Here is an 18,256-nt window from a genome sequence, read left to right as displayed (position 1 = left end):
CTTGATGCCGGCCGCGACATCGCGCGCCGGGAGTTGCCGCATTTATCGAACAGGTCTTTGCCGAACCGTTTCAGGAGTAGTCTGGAATTGCTTGATTCAGAAGGCCCCGCTGATCGGTCCGGTGCAGACTCGAACCTCCAGCCAATCGCAGGAGGATCGATCATGAAACCAGCAAGTGGCGCGCCGGGCATTACGATGGTGATGACGCTGCTTCTTTTCCTGGCAGGCGAATCGAGAGCGGGCGGCGTGATCGAGTGCAACGACTGCCCCTCTCCCAGCGATGCGGCCCTGGCCTCAGGCGAGGGACTGACGGTTGTGGTGGATTTCGAGAGAGCCGAGTTGACTGCTTTCGACGTTGAACATGACCCTGAGAGCGGAAAGTGGCGAGCAAATCCGACCCCGGTTCCAGCGCAGATTGAAATGGCTTTTCTGCGGATCCTCGATGCAACGCTGTCAGCGGGGCAAGCGCCGCTCATGCAGCAATCACCGCATGAGCGGCAGTGAGACAACGCTCTATCGCACGAAGGCAATCCGCTCCATACCGGTCGCCTCGGCCGCGGCCAGAATCCTCGCCATGCCTTCGTACTCGGCCGCCGGATCGGTGGCGATGCGCAGCTCCGGCAGGTTGCCGGCATGTTCGCCCGCCTGTGCCTGCAGGCGCGCCTGCAGTTCGCCGATCGCCATCGGCTGGCCATTCCAGCTGAGCTGGTTGGCAGCATCCAGGCGCAGCTCGATCGGCGCTGGCGGTTCGGGGCGATCGATCGTGCGATCGGTGGTCTGTGGCAGCTGCACGGCAATCGGCCGGGCCACGATCGGCGCGGTCACGATGAAGATGATCAACAGCACCAGCATCACATCCACCAGTGGCGTGACATTGATGTCCGCCAGCGGACCGCTTCTTCCTGCGCTACTGAACGCCATGTGCCGCTCCCTGCAGCCGGGCCGTTCGCCCAAGGCCGACGTTACGACGCCTCCCGTCCCCTGCGGCAGTGGCCTGCGCGGGGTCATTCAGCTGTCGTTGCCGACGCTCGGCGTGCACGCAATGCGAAACTGAATTCAGCCATCGCCCGCTATGCTGGTCGCCATGACCCGACGCACTTCAACTGCCCTGTCCCTGCTGCCCTTGGCCACCACGCTGCTGATCGGCTGCGCCAACGCCCAGTCCCTCGACGCCCAGAACGCGCAGCTGAAGGCCGCGATCGCAGCCGCCGAACGCGGCCAGTTCGATCCCGGCCAGGCCGCTGCACTCAGCCGCCATCCGGCTTACGGATGGCTGGAGTACGCCAACCTGCGCCGTAACATCGACACCGTCGATACCGCGCAGGCACAGGCCTTCCTCAAGCGCTATGACGGCCAGGCCGTGGCCACCACCTTCCGCAGCGTGTGGCTGCCCTCGCTCGCACGCCGCCAGGACTGGTCCACCCTGCTCGCCAACTGGGCGCCCACCGACAACACCGGCCTGCGCTGTGCGCAGCTGACCGCGCGCCAGGTGACGGGCAAGGTCGATCCGCAGTGGATCAGTGAAGCGCAGGACCTGTGGCGCAAGAACGGCAAGTCGCTGCCGGATGGCTGTGATGCCGTTTTTGCCGTGCTGCAGGCACAAGGCGGCCTGAGCGACGCCCTGCGCTGGGAACGCATCGATGCCGCCGCCGATGCCCAGCAGCCCGCCGTGATGCGCAGCGCCGCACGCGGCCTGCCCGCCGCCGACCTGGCGCTGGCGAACAATTACGCCGCCTTTGTCGACAAGCCCAACGCCAGCGCGTTGAACTGGCCGCGTAACGAGCGCAGCCGGCGCATCGCCACCGATGGCCTGGCCAAGCTGGCCAAGGCCGACCCCGGCGCCACCGAGCAGCAGCTGCCGCAGTACGCCCAGGCGCTCGGCCTGAGTGCCGACCAGCAGGGCCAGGTGCTGTACCAGATCGCGCTGTGGACGGTGGCCTCCTACCTGCCCGATTCGGCGCGCCGCCTCAACGCGGTGCCGGAATCGGCGTATGACGAACGCCTGCACGAATGGCGCGTGCGCGAAGCGATGTCGCGCGGCGACTGGCCGGCGGCGCTGACCGCCATCCGCAAGATGGGCAGCAAGCAGCGCAGCGACCCGCGCTGGCGCTACTTCGAAGGCCGGATGCTGGAGAAGACCGGCCAGGCCCAGCAGGCGCAGCCGTTGTTCCGCGATGCGGCGCGTGCCCCCACCTTCCATGGCTTCCTGGCCGCCGACAAGCTGCAGCAGGGCTACACGCTGTGCCCGTGGAAGCCGAATGACAGCGCGCAGGCACAGGCAGTAGTCGCGCGCGATCCGGCCATCCAGCGCGCGATGGCGCTGTACCAGATCGACCGTGCCGGCTGGGCCGTGGCCGAATGGAACAGCGCGCTGTCGCGCTTCGATGACACCCAGCGCCGCCTGGCGGTACGTGTCGCGCAGGACAACGGCTGGTTCGACCGCGCCGTGTTCGCGCTCGGCAAGCAGCCGCAGGAACAGCGCCTGTACGACCTGCGTTTCCCGCTGCACCACGACGCCACCATCCGCCGCGAGTCGGCACGCAATGCCATCGACCCGGCCTGGGTGGCTGCGGAGATCCGAGCCGAAAGCACCTTCACTCCGCGTGCGCGCTCGCCTGCCAACGCCATGGGCCTGATGCAGGTGCTGCCGGCCACCGGTGCCAGCGTGGCCAAGTCCATCGGCCTGACCGGCTACGGCGGCGCCGACAGCCTGTACGACCCGGACACCAACATCGCGATCGGCACCGCCTACCTGCGCCAGCTGATGAACAAGTACGATGGCCTGCCGTACGTGACCATCGCCGCCTACAACGCGGGGCCGACGCCGACAGCACGCTGGCAGGGCCAGCGCCCGGGCTTCGATCCGGATCTGTGGATCGAGACCATCAGCTACAAGGAAACCCGCGAGTACGTGGCCCGCGTGCTGGCCTTCAGCGTGATCTACGACTGGCGCCTCAATGGTGATGCGCTGCCGCTGAGCGACCGCCTGATGGGCCGCCTGGTGGACAAGCGCAAGCGCTTCAGCTGCGCGGCCGACGCCGAGCAGGGCGGCGATTGACCGCAACACGGTACTGCCGGCTGCTGGCCGGCCTTCCCCGGTGTCCACGCCCTGGGGAGGGAAACGATGAGCCTGCCGGCCTGGATCAGGCTGGCCGCTGTATCGGTAGTGCCGGCCGCTGGCCGGCAGCTTCGGGGTGACTGCGGTTGCCGGCCAGCGGCCGGCACTACCGGTGCATCTGCGCCGGGCATGCGATGATTCCAGCCATGAAGATCTATCTTGTCGGCGGCGCCGTGCGTGACCGCCTGCTGCAGCGACCTGCCGGCGACCATGACTGGGTGGTGGTCGGTGCCACGCCCGCGCAGATGGAAGCGCAGGGCTACACCGCCGTCGGCCGCGATTTCCCGGTGTTCCTGCATCCGAAGACGGGTGAGGAATACGCGCTGGCGCGCACCGAGCGCAAATCCGGCCGTGGCTACCGCGGCTTCGTGGTCGATGCCGATCCGGCGGTGACGCTGGAAGAGGACCTGCAGCGCCGTGACTTCACCATCAACGCGATTGCCTGCGACGAAGATACCGGCACGCTGGTCGATCCCTATGGCGGTGTCCGTGACCTGGAACAGCGCGTGCTGCGCCATGTCGGGCCGGCCTTCGTTGAGGATCCGCTGCGCGTGCTGCGCGCGGCGCGCTTCATGGCCCGTTTTGCACCACTGGGCTTTACCGTCGCCGAAGAGACCATGGCACTGATGCGCGAGGTCGCCGCCAGCGGTGAACTGGACGCGCTGGTGCCGGAACGCGTCTGGCAGGAACTGCGCAAGGCGCTGGTCAGTGAACGGCCCTCCGCCTTCCTGCGCACGCTGCACGATGCGCATGCCCTGGGCCCGATCCTGCCCGAACTGGAAGCGCTGTACGGCGTGCCGCAGCGTGCTGAATTCCACCCTGAAGTCGATACCGGCATCCACCAGGAAATGGTCAGCGACATGGCCGCGAAACTGGCGCCGGGTGATGACCTGGTCGGCTTCGCGGCCCTCACCCACGATCTCGGCAAGGGCCTGACCCCGCCGGAGGAATGGCCGCGCCACATCATGCACGAGCAGCGCGGCATCAAGCCGCTGAAGGCCTTGTGCGCACGATTGAAGATTCCCGCCGAACACCAGCAGCTGGCTGAAGCGGTCTGCCGCGAGCATTTGAACGTGCACCGCATCGACGAACTGCGCGATGCCACCGTGCTGGAACTGCTGGGCCGCTGTGATGCGCTGCGTCGGCCGGAGCGCGTGGCCCGCATCGCACTGTGCTGCGAGGCCGACAAGCGCGGCCGGCTCGGCTTCGAGGACGCCGACTACCCACAGGGCGAAACGCTCAAGCGCCTGCACCAGGCGGCGCTGTCAGTGCAGGCACGGGATCTGGATACGACACACCTGAGGGGGCCGGCCATCGGTGAAGCGCTGGCCAAGGCGCGGGTGAAAGCCATCGCCGCCGCACGCTGAAGCACCTGGTGATGCCGGCTGCTGGCCGGCACCGATCGCCCGTCTATCGACGACGCTTACGCGAAAAATGGTCGACAGCATGAGCACCCAACAAGATGGGTTGCATCAAGAGGAACAGCCATCCACCCAACCGGAGCGTCTCCACCGGATTGAACCGGGTGATGAAGAATGCGACCAGTATGAATACGACTAGAAGCCCAAGCTCGTACACAAGGAGAGATCGATTAAAAAATCTCATCACTTCAACCTGTCCTCAGCGATTTTCTGTCCAGTTCCAACTGCGGCATCAGCACCGCGTTGGCCCGCATTAGACAATGCACCCTGTACCGCCCCTTGCTTTGCTCCAATTGCGCCGGCGCTCGCAGTCGCCTCTGCAATATGTGCACCGATGCCAGCAGGTGAACTCACTGGCGCCTTCATCATATTACTCACTGCCCCTTGAGTAGACGCCTGCGAAAAGTCTCCAGCGAGTTTTCCAATTCCGCTGCCCGCCAAACTGCCAACACTCCCGCCGACAGCCGATAAGCCCAGTTGAGCGCTTGTCACTGGTGTTCCTTCGATTGCGCCCTGTGCAGCCGTACCCGCAACACCAGTCGCGGCACCCACCGTCGCTTGAATTGCTACGACCTGACCGATCGAAATCGTCCCTCTCGCCAGGGCTCCAACCACCAGGCCGCCGGTACCACCAGTTACAACTCCAGCAACGCCGGCAATTGCCAGCTCTGTCTTGTTGATTGGCTTTCCGGGATTCATGTACTTCTGAATCCCATAGTCCACCGCCATGCCACCGGCGCCTCCAAACAGGGCTGGGCAGATTGGACAACGGCCATCAGGATCTTTGAATGTATAGGGTGAGTTGAATCCATATGCATAGGCATTGAAATGTCTCCCGTCACCATTCCCGTACATTGTGACTGGATCTACTGACAAGAAACGCCCCAAGCCTGGATCGTAATAGCGCTGCTGCATGTAGCTCAGCCCAGTCGCCGAATCACTCACGTGCCCGGCGTAACCCACTCCATCTTCAATACCAGTTCCAATCTGCGCTCCGTACGGCTCATAGCTATAGCGCTTTGTCACCCGGCCAGTCTCATCTGACTCGGCAACTACTGACCCCAGAGCATCAGTATGAATATATGTAACTGTTTCCGCTTTGGATTCAAAAGCATGGATTACAGAGAAAACAGCGAAAACTAGACCAACACCTATCGACCGCATAGCTACTCTCTCCTTGAACAGCATATTCGCTCTTAAGCTCTTCACCAATGCTCTTGCTCTTACATTCCCAAATCGAATGGCATATCAATGCCTAGCAGCAAGGAACGAAGAGGACGGCTCGATTTCTATGCCATCAATCTCAATGCGCCATGCCGCGGGTGATCGCCGCCGCACGCTGCTTCAGCTGGGCCACGGCATCGGGAATCATCTCCATGCCCACGTCCAGGCCCGGGTTCAGCACCAGGCCGACGCCGTCGCCGATACCGGCCAGCAGCGCGTGCACCGCGATCGGCATGGCATGCGCAAACTGCGGCAGCTGCTCGTGCCACAGGCCCGCGCGCTCGGGGGCGGTGAACACCGCGAACATCGGTTCGCCGCTTTCGCTGGTCAGCACCAGCGGCGAGATGCTCTCGTCCCAGGCGCCATCTTCGCCAATGGCCTTGTCCAGCAGCACGAACGCCGTCGAGGTCAGCAGGCCATCGAGGAACTGCGCTGCGGTCAGCGTGCCGTCCTGGGCCTGCAGCAGGCGCACCTCGAGGTCGTTGAGGGGGTCGAACGGGGTGTCGTGGTCCATGGTCGCTTCCGGTACGTGATTGCAGGGCAGACTTTAGCAGGCCCGCTCCTCAACCGAGGAATCCATGCCGCCACAGCCAGCCCAACGCAGCCAGACCGGCCACCACCACCAGCATCAGTGGCAGGCCGAAGCGGTGCCGCCACGGGATCGGCACCCCGCCCAGCTGCTGGTCCATGGTGTCGGTGTCCAGCACCCAGCCGTGCCCGCACCGGGTGCAGGCCAGCTCATAACGGCGATGGTAGGTGAGGCCGAACAGCAGGTCGATGCGCGCCATCTTGTAGCGCAGCTGCGGCGCGAACTCACTTTCCGTCTGGCAGCGCAGGCAGTGGTGGGTTTCGGTTGGGCCGACGATCAGCACCCGTTCCTGCTGGCCGATCAGGATCATGGGTCAGCGCGCCTGGCAGGCGGGCTGGGCCAGCAGCCAGGCTTGGGCGGCGGCAAGGGTGGCCGGCCCGCTGGCCGTAGCCTGATCCGGCTGCATTCTGCCACCGTCGCCCTGCCCGTTACGATCGGTCATCACGTTGTGGGTCAACAACAAGGTGGTACCGTCCACCAGCGTCGTCGGTCGATTGCCGGTAGAAAAGCCCGCGCTCGGCTGACCGAAACTGCGACTCCCAGGTTGCCCTCGAAACGCGAGTGCCACTGCTTCGCCGGAGCTTGCAGTGCCTGCCCCCATCACCACCGCCACCGGCGCCGTGCCCGCACGCAACCGATACGCGCCCTGTCGTGAACGCAGCATCGAGGCATTTCCTTGCACGACTTCACCTTCCGCCTGCCGCCACCACAGCAATCCATCGGCACTACGGAAGGCGCCGATCAACGCCCCCTGCGTATCCTGCGTTCCATGCAGCAATGGCAACAAACCAAACAACATCGGCCACATGTTGCCACCACCATTGCTGCTTACATCCACTACCCAGCCGCACCGCGTGCCGTCATCCAGGCCAGCGATACGCCCCTGCAACGCCAGCGCGTAGACCTTGCGTGCTTCATAGCGTTCCGATTCGCTGCGTTGCAGGTCTTCCACGAAGGGGCTCACCCGAAGCACGCCGATGCGGGGATTGGCATGACTGGGGGCAGCGAGGTCGGTCGCCTGACCGGCATTCAAGCGCTGAGCACGTTCGGAACGCTGACGCTGCTCGCTTGGTGAAAACCAACGGCCATGGCCTCCGCTGCTGCGTGCGGCGGCCTCATCCAGAACACGTCGCTGTTGCGCGCGGTCGTCGCCTGCCGCGTTCAGGCGCGCGCGCACGTCGTTCCAATCTACGCGGCCACGGTACAAGGACTGGGTTTCCAACAACTGCAGCATCTGCTCACGCGCTTCCGGCGACGGCAGCTCTACTGTCTCCTCTGCAACTGCGGCCGAAGATGAAAGCAGCAGCGTGGTGAGCATGGCGGCACGGACATTCCTTAGGTCCAGCATCGACGACTCCTTGTCATGTATCGAAGCCGTAGGATAGCCGCGGTGGGATCGATCTCGCCACGCGCTAGTGTTCTGTGGAGCCGAGCCTATGCTCGGCTTGGGGAAATTGCGACTGAAGCAGCCGAGCATGGCTCGGCTCTACAGAGTCATGACGGCGGCGGGGTTCGTGTCGACCAAGGTCGACACCTACCAGAGCGGGTCATGCCGCCGGGCATGGCCCGGCGCTACCAGTCCGCGCGCAGGCCGATGTTGCCTTCGATGATGCGGCGCTTCTCATTGCGGTCACCGCCCAGCTCGCGCGTGTAGTCGGCCACCGCGTACGCGCTGATGGTGCGGTTGAAGCGCCCTACCACGCCGACACCGGCTTCGAGCGCGCGTGAGCGCTGCGAATTGATGATCGTGTCGTCGTCGAAGCGGATGCGGTCCTCGCCGGAACGACCATGCCAGTAATTCAGCTTGAAATACGGCTGCCAGCCGTTGTCGGCCAGCTGGTAGTCGCCGGCCAGACGCAGGCCGATGCGGCCGGTCCAGGCGTTGTCGTTGTCGAAACGCACGCTCGACACCTCATCGCGGCGGTCGTCCAGCGAGGTGCGCTGCCAGATCACCTGTACCTGTGGCTCCAACCACCACGCCGACTGCCCAAACCGCAGCAGCGGCTTGCCCGACTCCACCGACACGCTGGTGCCATCGCCCTTAATGCCGAAGCCGAGCCCACGCGAGGAACGCACGCGGCCGTCGTAGCGGCTCTGCATCGCCACAGCATCGATGTAGCCGCCACTGCTGCCGGTGAAGGTCCAGTACAGGCCCACGTGCTTGTCGTCCAGGCGGTTCTGGCCCACCTGCACGTTCTCCCAGCCCAGTGCCAGGCCGGTGGTCTTGCCCTGCGCGCGGGTGCGGCCGACGAACACGCCGATCTGGTTGCGGTGGTTGTCAGACGCCGCAGCCCACACGTCGAGGCCGGCCTGCAGGCCCATCACATCGCCATCGAAGCCGGGCTGCGCATCCCCCTTCCAGTGGATCTCGCTGCTCTGCCCCACCAACCGGCCCCAGGCGGTGCGGAATGCGCCCTGGTTGTACAGCAGGCGCTGCTCGCCCTGGCGCTCGTGGAAGGTACCCAGGCTGGCCAGCGAGGTCTCGCGCAGCAGCGGCGGCACCACGGCATAGGTGGCAGTCTCCACGCGGTACAGCGGCACCACTGCGCCCTCGGCGGGGCGTGCACCCGGCGTCGGCGGGGCACCGGTTCCGGGCAGCGCACCGCCGGCCACCGGCACGTCCGGCACGGCCGGATCGCTGGGCGGCGCCACCGGCGCCGGTTCCGGTGGCGGCGGTGGCGGCGCGGTCTCGCCCGCGGTCAGATCCGGATCGGTGGCGCCTTCGGGCGGCGGCGGCGGTGCCGGGGTGATCGGCGGCGGTGGTGCCACCGGCGGCGTCAATGGTGGTGGTACGGCAGTACCGCCGCCATTGGGTGCCGGCGTCGGGCCGGTCACCAGCGTCGAGCGCAGGTACCAGTTCTCGCTGGTGCCAGCGCTGACACCGCCCTTGAACAGGAAGTACTCGTAGGCACCGGCGGCGACCGGTGCGAACAGCGAGAACGCGCCCGGCGCGGTGCGGCCACCATTCAAGGCCTGCACCACCAGGATGCCATCGGCCAGCGTGGCGGCGCCGCTACCGCCGGCATTGAGCACGCCGATGCCGGTGGTCCCGGTGGCAGTACCGCCGTCGATCACCAGACGGTCGCTGGTGGAGTTGTCCGCGCCCAGCACGGTACGCAGGTAAAGGCCACCGCCATCGCCTCGATAATTGCCACGCACGGTGAACACGTCGCCCGCGCCGGTACCGGTCAGGTCGATGCGCCCGGCATTGACCATCTCCACCAGTGCGCCACTGTTGAACGGACGGATGGCATGGCCGCCACTGCCCGCATACACGGTACTGGTGTCATCCACGGTGAGCGTGCCGGTGCCGGTTGCGCTGTCGCCCAGCACCAGGTCGCCATCGAAGCTCAGCTCGGTGCTGTTGGCCAGGCGGATCGTCTCCCAGTTCTGAAAGCGGCCCACGCCCGTGGTCTTGACGTTGCTGAGGTTGAGCTGGTCGATGCCACTGCCGCCGTCGAACAGCGGCACCGCACCGAGGTTGCCCTGGTTGAGGTTGCTGAGGTTGGCCACGTCGTTGTCCGGGCCCATGTCGATCGCGCCGTAGACGATGCCGCCGCCATTCCAGTTGAAGGTGTCATCGCCGGTACTGAGCAGTACCTGCCCGCGCACGGTGCCGTCGGTAATGGTCACGCTGTCGTTGCCGCCGCTGACGCTTATGTTGCCGCCGATGTAGGCGGTACCCGAGATGATGATGGTATCGGTGTCGAAACCGGTCACCACATTGCCATCCACGGTGCCGCCGGACTGGTCCCACAGGTTCTTGTCCAGCTTCATGTTGACGCGGCCGATGCGGCCACCGGTCATCCACGCCTGGTCGCCATCCTCGAACGCGCCGATGATGCGGCCACCGCTCATGCGGAAGGTATCGATGTTGTCGCCCTGCTGCAGCGCGCCGACCGTGCCGCCACTCATGACGAAATCATCGCGGCCACTGCCCTGCGCTACCAGGCCGGTGACGGTGCCGCCGGTGACGGTCATCTGGTCATCGCCGTTGCCCTGGTCGACGCTGTCGATGGTGCCATTGCCCAGCAGCAGCACATCGTTGCCATCCCCTTGCAGGACGCCGCCGCTGATGCTGCCGGCCTGCATGTCCAGGCGGTCGTTGCCTGAATCGAACTGTACGCCGGTGCGCCCGCTGATCGTTCCGCGGTTGACCAGCACGCTGTCGCCCGCACCGACGAACTGCAGGGCGGTGTTGTTGCCGGTGCTGATGCTGCCCGCATTTTCGACACGGCTGCCGCCACCGAGCTGGACCGCCACACCGCCCACCGAACTGATCGTGCCCAAGTTGGACAACAGGTGCCCACCGGCACCAACAAGCGAAATCGCGCTGCTGCCACCGCTCTGCTGCAGTTGTGCCGTGTTGGCGATATTGATGGTGATGCCGGCCGCGCCATTGGCCGTGATGGGAACAGTCTGCGGGTTCGGCGCATTGGCATCGCAGGTGACCGTCTGGCCGGCGACGGGGGCGGCGCTGTCACAGCCGGCCCAGGCGACGCTGGCACTCAACAGCATGACGGACGGGACAGCCAGGGCCTGCAGCACGGAAACGGTGAGGCGGCGCGGACGGAAAGCGCGCGGAACGGCACGGGACATACAGCACTCCTGGACAAGGGATCAGGAACTGCGGATATGCGGTACTGCGCAGGCAGTCTGCCGTGTGGTGAACGGTTTCGATAGGTGAAATTGCGTGGCGGCCATCACAGTTCAGTTGCGAACTTGATCGGCCATCACGCCACCTCCACGTGGCTGAAATTATTCATCTTTGCAGCGGTCACAGGCCGCGCGGAGAGCATCCACGCATGGCGTGGATGAGGTGCCATCAGATCTTCAGATAGATCTTCCGCCGGTCCAGCCACCATGCCACGCCCCACCACAGCGCGACAAATACCAGCGCCTGCAGCATGGACGCCAGCTCCAGCGCCTGCGGCATTGCGGTGGCCAATCGCTGCCAGACCCACCCCCAAACCCCGGTAGCCATCAGCACCACCGACATCACCGATGCGCCCAGATACGCCGTGATCGCATTGACGCCGAAGCGCCGGCCCAGCGCCGGCCAGCCCTTCTGGTCGATCAACAGGTGGCCCAGCCACAGCGCCAGCGCGGCAAGGCCGCCGGTCCACAGCACGTAGCTGGGCGTCCACAGCTGTTTGTTCAACGGCAGCACCACCGCCAGCAGCAGGCCCAATACCGCAGTCGCCACACCCAGCCCGGCCAGCGCCGCGGCACGTCCGCTGCGCAGCAGGCCTCCGGCCAACAGCCCGAGCACGGTACTGGCCAGCGCGCCCAGCGTGCTCAGCAATCCTTCCGGGTCATGGCCCAGCCCGGCATCGGCGTGCCATTGATAGATCCACGGCGCGAACAACGCGGTATCCAGGCGGCTGGCCGGGTTGGTCCATGGCGCCAGGTCACCGATGCCCAGCAGCAACACGGTGTACCCCACCAGCAGCGCGATCAGAGCGCCCACCTGCACGCGCGGCCGCGCGTAGACCGCAAGCACGCCCACCAACGCCGCACACACCGCGATGCGTTGCAGCACGCCCCAGATGCGGAAGTGATGGGTATCCAACGCCCACCAGATCAGCAGGTGCAGCAGCGCACCGGCCAGCAGGATGCGCAGCGCGCGCTCCAGCACGCCGCGCGCCAGTGCAGGTCGCGCCGACACGTCCAGCGCGCGCGGCGCTACGCTGAACGCCATCGACACGCCCACCAGGAACAGGAAGAACGGGAACACCAGATCGGTGGGCGTGCAGCCATGCCATTCCGAATGGCGCAGCGGTGCGAACACCGCACTCCAGTCACCCGGGTTGTTGACCAGCAGCATCGCCGCCACGGTGATGCCGCGCAGGGCATCGATCGAGCCCAGCCGGCGTGGCGGCGAACTGTTCATCAGGCGGCCTCGTACTGCCCGGCAATCCAGGTGCCACGCACCTGCAGGGCGTCATCCAGCAGCACCAGGTCGGCCTGGTAGCCCTCGGCGATGTGGCCCAGGCGATCATCGACGTTGAGGAACTGCGCCGGGTAGGTCGAGGCCATGCGTGCCGCTTCGGCCAGCGACTGGCCAAGCAGCTGCACGGTGTTGCGCACCGCCGTGGCCATGTCCAGCGCCGAGCCCGCCAGCGAACCGGCGGCATTGCGCACCACGCCATCAATGGCGGTAATGGTTTCGCCATACAGCACGTAACTGGGATCGTCGGCACCGACCGGCGGCATCGCATCGGTCACCAGCAGCAGGCGACCGCGCGGCTTGGCAGCCAGCGCCACGCGCAGGCTGGCCGGGTGCACATGCACGCCATCTACGATGATGCCGATCCAGCTATCGCGGTCTTCCAGTGCAGCACCCACCGCGCCCGGCTCGCGGCCCTGCAGCGGCGACATCGCGTTGTACAGATGGGTAAAGCCACGCACACCGGCATCCAGGCCGGCGCGGATCTCCTCGTAGGTGCCTGCAGTGTGGCCAGCGGCAACGATCACGCCACGCTCGACCAGCGCGCGGATCGTCTCCAGCGGCACGCGTTCCGGCGCCAGCGTCAGCAGGGTCACGCCGTTGTCGAGCGATGCCGCCAGCGCGATCTCGTCTTCATCCGGCACGCGGAACTTGCTGGCATCGTGCGTGCCCTTGCGCGCCGGCGCGATGTACGGGCCTTCCAGGTGGATGCCGATCACGCCGGGCACGCCCTGAGCGATTGCGTCGCGCATCGCACCGATGGCTTCGCGCATCACCGCCACGTCATCGCTGATCAGCGTCGGCAGCATCGCGGTGGTACCGAAACGACGATGCGCCTGCGCAATGGTGCGCAGCGCCGCCACGTCCGGCGTATTGTTGAACAGCGCGCCGCCACCACCATTGACCTGCACGTCGATGAAGCCGGGCAGCAGCCAGCCACTGCCCAGGTCGACCTGCTCGGCAGCGTGGCCGAGCTGCGGCGCGGCATCGGGCAGCAGCGCGCTGATGCGGCCCTCTTCGATCACCACTGCCAGATCGTCGCGGAACTCATCGCCCGCCAGGATGCGGGCATTGCGCAGCACGGTTGCCATCACACCGTCTCCGTCACCTTGTTCAGGTGCGGCGGCAGGTCCGGGTTGAAGCCACGACGCAATGCCAGCGCATTGATTGCGCGGTAGAAGCTCTGCACGGTCAACAACGGTGCGCACAACGGATGCGGCGCTGCAGCCACCGGCAGGTTGCCGCCGGCCCCGGCCAGCCACACCTGCGCGCCCCGGGCAGAAAATTCCTCGACCACCGCGCGGGTGCCGGCGCCGGTTTCATCGGGCTGCGCGAAGGCCAGCACGGGGAATCCACGGCCAACCAGCGCCATCGGGCCGTGCTTGACCTCGGCCGAGCTGTAGGCTTCGGCATGCAGGCTGCAGGTTTCCTTGAACTTCAGCGCCGCTTCCTGGGCCGCGCCCAGGCCCAGGCCACGGCCGAGCACGAACAGGTTGGTGGCCTCGACCAGGCCTTCGGTCACCGCGCTCCAGTCGCACTGCCACGCCTCACGCAGCGCGTCGGGCAGCAGGTCCAGCGCCGCACGCAGGCTGCTGTCCTGCTTCCAGTACGCGGCCAGCTGCAGCAGCGCGGCCAGCGACGCCAGGTAGCTCTTGGTCGCCGCCACGCTCTTTTCGGCACCCGCGTGCAGCGGAATGACCGTGTCGGCCAGCTGCGCCAGCGGTGAATCCTCGACGTTGACCAGCGCGATCACGCGCGCACCGGCCGCCTTGGCGGCCTCGGCGTTGCGCAGCAGGTCCGGGCTCTTGCCCGACTGCGAGATGACGATGAACAGTGCGCCGCGCAGCTGCAGGGGTGCGGCATAGACCGACCCCACCGACGGCGAGGCCGATGCGACCACCAGGCCCAGCTGGGTTTCCAGCAGGTACTTGCCATAGGTGGCGGCATGATCGGAACTGCCGCGTGCGCAGGTGACCACGAACGGCGGCGGCGCAGCACGCAGGCTGGCGGCCAGGGATTCCAGGGTGGCGTGGTTGCGCGAGAACTGGCGGGCAACCACGTCAGCCGCTTCAGCGGCCTCGGCGAACATCAGGGTGGACGTGGGGTCTGACAGCGACATGGCAGGCTCAGGCAGGATCGGAAGGAAGGGGGCGTGCGCCGGCGGGGCGCATCGGCGCGGTCGAACCACGCACCACCAGCTGCGGCACGAAGCCCTGGTTGTGCAGCGGCGCCGGCGCGTCGTCGTAGGCATCGCTGCGCAGCTGCGCGATCAGCAGGCGCGCGGCGTGGCGGGCGATGTCTTCGGTGGCCTGCTTGGCGGTGGTCAGCGGCGGCCACGACTGGCGCGAGAACGGGCTGTCCTCGAAACCGGCAATGGACAGGTCGTACGGCACGTTCATGCCGGCCGACTTTGCGGCTGCCAGTACACCGGCAGCGATTTCATCGTTGGAACCGAAGATGGCGGTAGGTGGCTCGCGCAGCGCCAGCAGGCGGCGCGCACCGCGGAAACCGTCATCGAAGGTGTAGTCGCCCTGCACCACCAGGTGCTTGTCCACGGTCATGCCGTAGTCCTTCAGCGCGGCTTCGTAACCGGCGTAGCGCTCGCCCGAAGACCGGTGCGAGCTGCCGCCCCAGAGGAAGCCGATGCGCTGGTGGCCCAGCTGGATCAGGTGCTCGGTGATCTCGTAGGCGGCCTCGCGGTCGTCCACGAACACACAGGCGCCATCGGCCGGGTCTTCGGTGGCGGCGATGATGCGCACCAGCTTGATGCCGCGCGCGGTCAGCGCCTGGATCAGGTCGCGGCGCTCGGACATCGGTGCGGTCAGCACCAGCCCGGCCAGGCGCGAACGCTGCACCCAGTCGGCCAGCTCGTCGGCCAGCAGCGGCGAACTGGAATCGCAGGGGTGGATCTGCAGACCGAAACCGGTCTCGCGGCAGGCGGCCAGCACGCCGTTCTGCACGCCGATGATGTGGTACGGGTTCGGGTTGTCGTAGACCAGCCCGATCACGAAGGTAGTGCCGCTGCGCAGGTTGCGCGCGGACGGATCGGGTTCATAGTCGAGCTCGGCAATGGCACGCAGCACCCGCGCGCGGGTGGCCTGCATCACCGAGGGCTCGTTGTTGATCACGCGCGAGACCGTCTTCAGCGAGACCTTGGCCTTCTCCGCAACGTCCTTGATGGTCGCTCTGCGCATGGGTTTTCCCTGGGGTTGGCTGCCGTCCATCATCGCCGATCAGGCCTTGTCCTGCGGCAGGCCGGCGCGGTGGCCGACCACCGAATAGAACAGGATGTACAGGTAGCACGGCACCATCAGCAGCACGAACACCAGCTGGAAGTCGATGTGCTGCTTGAGCACGGCGAACAGCTGCGGAATGATCGCGCCGCCGGCGATACCCATCACCAGCAGGGCCGAGCCGGTCTCGGTGAAGCGGCCCAGGCCGCGGATCGCCAGCGGGAAGATCGCCGGCCACATCATGGCATTGGCGAAGCCCAGCAGGGCCACGAAGGCCACCGATACGTAGCCGTGGGTGGCCCAGGCGCCGAGGCAGAACACCACGCCCAGCACCGCCGAAATGGTCAGGTAGCGCGACTGCGAAACCACCTTGGGGATCACCAGCAGGCCGACCACGTAGCCGATGAGCATCGCGCCGAGGGTGAGCGAGGTGAACATCTTGGTCTGGTCCAGCGGCAGGTCGAAACCATGACCGTAGGTACCGATCGCATCACCGGCCATCACTTCCACGCCGACGTAGACGAACAGGCAGAGCACGCCCAGCCACAGGTGCGGGAACTGGAAGATGCTGCTGCGCTCGGCTGCGCCGGCGGTCGTCGGGGTGGCGTTGGCCTCGGAGGACTTGATCTCCGGCAGCGGCGAGAACAATACGGCGACGGCCAGCAGTACCAGCAGGCCCGCCATGGCTAGGTACGGCGCATGGATCTTGGCGGCGAACTCATTGAGCAGGGCCACTTTGGTGACCGCGTCGGCCGCCTGTACCTGCTTGTCCAGGTCACCGATGCCATGCAGTACCAGGGTGCCGATCAGCACCGGCGCCAGCATGCCGGCGATCTTGTTGCAGATGCCCATCAGTGCGATGCGGCGCGCCGCCGTCTCGATCGGGCCGAGGATGGAGATGTAGGGGTTGATCGCGGTCTGCAGCAGGGCCAGGCCGCTGCCGATCACGAACAGGCCGCCGAGCGCACCCGGGTACCAGCGCTGGGTGGCGAATTCACCGAAAAGCGCGGCACCACCGGCCATCACCAGCAGGCTCAGGCTCAGGCCCTTCTTCATGCCGGTGCGGCGCAGGATCCAGGACGCCGGCAGGGCCAGGAAGAAATAGGACAGGTAGAACACCATCAGCACCAGGAAGGCGCCGACCTCGCTGAGTTCGAAGGCCAACTTGACGAAGGTGATCAGCGGGCCGTTGAGCCAGGTGAAGAAGCCGATCAGGAAGAACAACACGCCAACGATGGCGATGGAGGTGGCCACGTTCGGGCGCGCGCTTGCAGCGGGGACGGCGGACATCAGGAGGGCTCCTGCGGCGACGGCCGCAGAACGCGGCGTCGGAGAGTGGCTGGGAACAACGTTGTCACATTCTTTCGATGGACAGCCGCGGTTTGTCAACTTCCACGCGCAGCCCTGTGAACCTCGTGCTGCACTGCGCAAGTCCACCGCGGTACGCCCCGCTGAATGCGCGGCAGTCCTAGAGCCACGTGCGGCAATGGTTCCCACGTGAAACCCGCACTCACACCATGTAAACGTTTACTACACGCCGCGTTCGTTGCAACGCAGCAACGAAAGTGTCACGAACTCGTTGACATCGTTGTCAGCGCGGTTACAGACTCCGCCACAATCGCCGCCCCGGTTCCGGGCCGGCCCCACCTGACAGCAGGAGCCCGCGTGACCGCCAGCCACCCCGCCCCGGCCCATGTCCTGTCCCGCGTTGCGCCCTCGTTCCTGGCCGCCGACGTCGGTGGCACCCATGTGCGCGTGGCCCGGGTCCAGGCCAGCGGCGATGCCGCCCACCCGGTGCAGGTGCTGGAGTACCGCAAGTACCGCAACGCCGACCATGCCGGTCTCAGCGCGATCCTGTCCGACTTCCTGGGCGAAGGCCCGCGGCCCACGCACTGCGTGGTCGCCAGCGCCGGCTACGCCCGCGAGGACGGCACCGTGATCACCGCCAACCTGCCGTGGCCGCTGTCGGCGCGCCAGGTGGAAGCCGACGTCGGCCTGCAGCGGGTCTACATCGTCAACGACTTCGAAGCAGTGGCCTACGCCGCCGCGCAGGTGGACGCCAGTGGCGTGCTGCACCTGTGCGGGCCGGAAAGCGCCGCACGCGGTCCGACCCTGGTGGTCGGCCCCGGTACCGGTCTGGGCGCCGCGCTGTGGATCCCCACCGCGCACGGCCCGGTGGTTCTGGCCACCGAGGCCGGCCAGCCGACTCTGGCGGCCAGCACCGAACTGGAAATGGCCATCGTCCGCCACATGCAGCGCGACCGCGCGCACGTGTCGATCGAGCATGCGATCTCCGGCCCCGGCCTGATGAACCTGTACCGAGCCGTGTGTGCACTGCAGGGGCAGGCGCCGACCTTGGCAAGCCCCGACGCAGTCACCGCCGCCGCCATGGCCGATACCGATGCGCATGCGCGCCAGGCGCTGGACGTGTTCTGTGGCCTGCTCGGCAGCACCATCGGCGACATGGCGCTGTTCTACGGCGCCCACGGTGGCGTCTACCTGGCCGGCGGCATCCTGCCGCAGATCCGCGAATACCTGCACGCCAGCACCTTCGTCGAACGCTACCTTCAGAAGGGGCCGATGGGCGAAGCGCTGGCACGCATCCCGGTGAAGGTCGTCGAACACGGCCAGCTGGGCGTGGTCGGCGCTGCCAGCTGGTACCTGCAGCAATCGGCCGCCTGACACCGCAACAGGCTTCAACGCAATCGCAGCACGCAGTAC

Annotated in this window: 15 protein-coding genes; 4 read left to right on the top strand and 11 right to left on the bottom strand. The window is 66.4% G+C overall.

Features of this window, described 5'->3' with window-relative positions; genetic code table 11:
- The first annotated feature begins 162 nt into the window (after window positions 1-162).
- Window positions 163-504, top strand: a complete 342-nt coding sequence (locus VG543_RS12690) for a hypothetical protein (protein WP_423178972.1) — start codon at window positions 163-165, stop codon at window positions 502-504.
- A gap of 9 nt (window positions 505-513) precedes the next feature.
- On the opposite strand, the gene VG543_RS12685 is transcribed toward VG543_RS12690, so the two are convergent.
- Window positions 514-921, bottom strand: coding sequence for an ExbD/TolR family protein (locus VG543_RS12685; RefSeq protein WP_423178973.1), 408 nt, complete (start codon window positions 919-921; stop codon window positions 514-516).
- Window positions 922-1,072: 151 nt separating this feature from the next.
- On the opposite strand from VG543_RS12685, the gene VG543_RS12680 reads away from it, so the two are divergent.
- Both VG543_RS12680 and VG543_RS12675 read left to right on the top strand, forming a co-directional pair.
- A complete protein-coding gene (locus tag VG543_RS12680) occupies window positions 1,073-3,058 on the top strand; it encodes a transglycosylase SLT domain-containing protein (protein WP_423178974.1) in 1,986 nt (661 codons plus the stop codon).
- A 206-nt stretch (window positions 3,059-3,264) separates the two neighbouring features.
- Complete coding sequence (locus VG543_RS12675; RefSeq protein ID WP_423178975.1) at window positions 3,265-4,485, top strand: multifunctional CCA addition/repair protein; 1,221 nt, start codon at window positions 3,265-3,267, stop codon at window positions 4,483-4,485.
- Window positions 4,486-4,722: 237 nt separating this feature from the next.
- Here the strand turns inward: VG543_RS12675 and VG543_RS12670 are convergent, their stop codons facing one another.
- The 10 genes from VG543_RS12670 to VG543_RS12625 all read right to left on the bottom strand — a co-directional run bounded on the left by VG543_RS12670 (window position 4,723) and on the right by VG543_RS12625 (window position 16,825).
- Window positions 4,723-5,727 carry an RHS repeat-associated core domain-containing protein gene (locus VG543_RS12670; protein ID WP_423178976.1) on the bottom strand — a complete coding sequence of 335 codons (1,005 nt, stop codon included), beginning with the start codon at window positions 5,725-5,727 and terminating at the stop codon, window positions 4,723-4,725.
- Between the two features lie 115 nt (window positions 5,728-5,842).
- Complete coding sequence (locus VG543_RS12665) at window positions 5,843-6,277, bottom strand: SseB family protein (RefSeq protein ID WP_021204661.1); 435 nt, start codon at window positions 6,275-6,277, stop codon at window positions 5,843-5,845.
- Window positions 6,278-6,326: 49 nt separating this feature from the next.
- Window positions 6,327-6,662, bottom strand: coding sequence for a hypothetical protein (locus VG543_RS12660; RefSeq protein WP_423178977.1), 336 nt, complete (start codon window positions 6,660-6,662; stop codon window positions 6,327-6,329).
- 3 nt (window positions 6,663-6,665) lie between these two features.
- Entirely contained in the window at window positions 6,666-7,700 is a 1,035-nt protein-coding gene (locus VG543_RS12655) for a S41 family peptidase (protein WP_423178978.1), read from the bottom strand.
- A 224-nt stretch (window positions 7,701-7,924) separates the two neighbouring features.
- Window positions 7,925-10,951, bottom strand: coding sequence for an autotransporter outer membrane beta-barrel domain-containing protein (locus VG543_RS12650; RefSeq protein ID WP_423178979.1), 3,027 nt, complete (start codon window positions 10,949-10,951; stop codon window positions 7,925-7,927).
- Between the two features lie 226 nt (window positions 10,952-11,177).
- Window positions 11,178-12,245, bottom strand: coding sequence for an acyltransferase family protein (locus VG543_RS12645; RefSeq protein ID WP_423178980.1), 1,068 nt, complete (start codon window positions 12,243-12,245; stop codon window positions 11,178-11,180).
- A complete protein-coding gene (nagA, locus tag VG543_RS12640) occupies window positions 12,245-13,393 on the bottom strand; it encodes an N-acetylglucosamine-6-phosphate deacetylase (protein ID WP_423178981.1) in 1,149 nt (382 codons plus the stop codon). The genes VG543_RS12645 and nagA overlap by 1 nt, the downstream gene beginning before the upstream one ends.
- Window positions 13,393-14,421 (bottom strand): SIS domain-containing protein, encoded by a 1,029-nt coding sequence (locus VG543_RS12635; protein ID WP_423178982.1) that lies wholly within the window; start codon window positions 14,419-14,421, stop codon window positions 13,393-13,395. Before VG543_RS12635 ends, nagA begins: the two co-directional genes overlap by 1 nt.
- 7 nt (window positions 14,422-14,428) lie before the next feature.
- Window positions 14,429-15,496: a LacI family DNA-binding transcriptional regulator gene (locus VG543_RS12630; RefSeq protein WP_005411045.1), complete on the bottom strand. Its 1,068-nt coding sequence runs from the start codon at window positions 15,494-15,496 to the stop codon at window positions 14,429-14,431.
- A 39-nt stretch (window positions 15,497-15,535) separates the two neighbouring features.
- The gene (locus tag VG543_RS12625) at window positions 15,536-16,825 is read right to left on the bottom strand and encodes a sugar MFS transporter (RefSeq protein ID WP_423178983.1); all 1,290 of its coding nucleotides are present in this window, start codon (window positions 16,823-16,825) and stop codon (window positions 15,536-15,538) included.
- Window positions 16,826-17,200: 375 nt separating this feature from the next.
- On the opposite strand from VG543_RS12625, the gene VG543_RS12620 reads away from it, so the two are divergent.
- On the top strand, window positions 17,201-18,217 hold the full coding sequence (locus VG543_RS12620; RefSeq protein ID WP_423178984.1) for a glucokinase family protein: 1,017 nt from the start codon (window positions 17,201-17,203) through the stop codon (window positions 18,215-18,217).
- Window positions 18,218-18,256 lie beyond the last annotated feature (39 nt).

The sequence above is a fragment of the Stenotrophomonas sp. CASM101 genome, from assembly GCF_049384845.1.
GTDB lineage: Bacteria > Pseudomonadota > Gammaproteobacteria > Xanthomonadales > Xanthomonadaceae > Stenotrophomonas > Stenotrophomonas hibiscicola.
Note: the sequence above shows the minus strand (reverse complement) of the source record. Positions and strands in the feature narration are given on the sequence as shown.

Coding starts and splice junctions, on each gene's coding strand:
- VG543_RS12690 (WP_423178972.1), top strand. CDS start 163: ATGAAACCAGCAAGTGGCGCGCCGGGCATTACGATGGTGATGACGCTG.
- VG543_RS12645 (WP_423178980.1), bottom strand. CDS start 12,245: ATGAACAGTTCGCCGCCACGCCGGCTGGGCTCGATCGATGCCCTGCGC.
- VG543_RS12680 (WP_423178974.1), top strand. CDS start 1,073: ATGCTGGTCGCCATGACCCGACGCACTTCAACTGCCCTGTCCCTGCTG.
- VG543_RS12655 (WP_423178978.1), bottom strand. CDS start 7,700: ATGCTGGACCTAAGGAATGTCCGTGCCGCCATGCTCACCACGCTGCTG.
- VG543_RS12635 (WP_423178982.1), bottom strand. CDS start 14,421: ATGTCGCTGTCAGACCCCACGTCCACCCTGATGTTCGCCGAGGCCGCT.
- VG543_RS12675 (WP_423178975.1), top strand. CDS start 3,265: ATGAAGATCTATCTTGTCGGCGGCGCCGTGCGTGACCGCCTGCTGCAG.
- VG543_RS12630 (WP_005411045.1), bottom strand. CDS start 15,496: ATGCGCAGAGCGACCATCAAGGACGTTGCGGAGAAGGCCAAGGTCTCG.
- VG543_RS12660 (WP_423178977.1), bottom strand. CDS start 6,662: ATGATCCTGATCGGCCAGCAGGAACGGGTGCTGATCGTCGGCCCAACC.
- VG543_RS12650 (WP_423178979.1), bottom strand. CDS start 10,951: ATGTCCCGTGCCGTTCCGCGCGCTTTCCGTCCGCGCCGCCTCACCGTT.
- VG543_RS12625 (WP_423178983.1), bottom strand. CDS start 16,825: ATGTCCGCCGTCCCCGCTGCAAGCGCGCGCCCGAACGTGGCCACCTCC.
- VG543_RS12665 (WP_021204661.1), bottom strand. CDS start 6,277: ATGGACCACGACACCCCGTTCGACCCCCTCAACGACCTCGAGGTGCGC.
- VG543_RS12685 (WP_423178973.1), bottom strand. CDS start 921: ATGGCGTTCAGTAGCGCAGGAAGAAGCGGTCCGCTGGCGGACATCAAT.
- VG543_RS12670 (WP_423178976.1), bottom strand. CDS start 5,727: ATGCTGTTCAAGGAGAGAGTAGCTATGCGGTCGATAGGTGTTGGTCTA.
- nagA (WP_423178981.1), bottom strand. CDS start 13,393: ATGGCAACCGTGCTGCGCAATGCCCGCATCCTGGCGGGCGATGAGTTC.